Below are 1,357 nucleotides of genomic sequence, written 5' to 3'. Positions count from 1 at the left end.
TGGCTGGTCCATGGTTCAGGGGTTGTCGGTCTCAGCAACCCAACCCTAGCCAGGACCATCACGATGGCCACCACCATTACGGTCGCGGCCTCCTAGGTGGATTCAGGTGATCGTCGCAACACCGGGGCGAAGGAAGTTGCGGAGCTCGTCATAGCTTCGGCAGAACCGCTCCGCTGACGCGAAGCTCTTGAAACCCTGCATACATCGCGTGCGCCCTTTCACGCCCCGGTGGTCTTGCTCCATTCTGTTATTTTTGTAGACGCTGGTCCGGTGTTCGACACTGCGGCCGAGCGTGCTGCGGATCGCCCGCGGGTAGGAACCGTGCCCGTCTGTGGTGACCTGGTCGGGTGTCACACCCGTGACGGCTTTGGTTGAGCGGAAGAAAGCCTGGGCGGCCGCCATGTCGCGGTACTCGCTAAGCATGGTGTCGACAAGGTTGCCGTCGCGGTCGATGGCTCGGTACAGGTAGGCCCACCGGCCATTGACCTTCAGATACGTCTCATCCACGTGCCAGCGTCGGCCGCGGGTGCCGCCCCTGCCATGCCGGCGTCGACGAAGCTCGTCGGCCAGCACCGGCGCGAGCTTCGCCTCCCAGCCGCGGACAGTCTCGTGGCTAAACACGATGCCGCGCTGGAGAAGCATCTCAACCAAGTCGCGCAGGGTCAGCCGGTAGCGCAGCCGCCACAGCACCACCAGCGCAATCACGTCCGACGGGTACTGTGCATGGTTCAGCACGGTGCCGGAGCGCTCATTGTACTGCCTGCCGCAGTCTCGGCAGCGGAACCGGCGGTAGCCCCGGGCGGTACGCTCCGGCCGCTCCGTCACAGCAGCCGAGCCACAGGCCACACACTCCATTGCCACTTCCCGCTCAGCTAACCCGGAGCCTACCAGCCCAGCCCCGGCCGGCAAAACGGCCCTACTGGCGCGAGACCTGACAAAACCCGCTGGAGGATCCCATGAAGCAGCCGACCCGCCGCCGAGCGGCTCGCCGTCCGGCCTCGGTCACCAGCGCGCCCGCCACGTCAGGGCCGGCGGCGACGGTGGCGATCTGTACCTATGACCGCTACGACATGCTGGCGCGCTCGGTCGCCCGGCTGCAGCAGCAGAGCCTTCCCGCCGACCGTTTCGAGATCCTCGTCGTCGACAACACGCCCGACCCGGCCCGCTCGGCCGAGGCGGCGGGGGCCTATGCCGGGATCGACAACCTCCGCTGGATGCATGCCGACAAGCCGGGCCTGTCGAATGCCCGCAATGTCGCCAGTGCCGAGGCCCGAGCGCCGATCATCGTCTATCTGGACGATGATGCCTTCGCCGCGCCGGACTGGCTGGAGCGCATGCTGGCTGCCTATGAGGTGCT

General features: G+C 66.6%; 2 protein-coding genes. One reads left to right on the top strand and one right to left on the bottom strand.

Going from position 1 to position 1,357, the window contains the following annotated elements; all coding sequences use genetic code 11:
• Positions 1–102 precede the first annotated feature (102 nt).
• Positions 103–735 carry an IS6 family transposase gene (locus tag BLR02_RS28265; protein ID WP_218128111.1) on the bottom strand — a complete coding sequence of 211 codons (633 nt, stop codon included), beginning with the start codon at positions 733–735 and terminating at the stop codon, positions 103–105.
• Between the two features lie 221 nt (positions 736–956).
• Here BLR02_RS28265 and BLR02_RS28260 point away from each other — a divergent pair.
• Positions 957–1,357, top strand: a 401-nt coding sequence (locus BLR02_RS28260) for a glycosyltransferase family 2 protein (RefSeq protein ID WP_143018398.1), incomplete at its 3' end; no start/stop codon positions are given.

Origin of the sequence: Belnapia rosea, assembly GCF_900101615.1 — a bacterium.
Taxonomy (GTDB): domain Bacteria; phylum Pseudomonadota; class Alphaproteobacteria; order Acetobacterales; family Acetobacteraceae; genus Belnapia; species Belnapia rosea.
The sequence above is the reverse complement of the archived record's forward strand: the minus strand, read 5'-3'. Positions and strand labels throughout refer to the sequence as shown.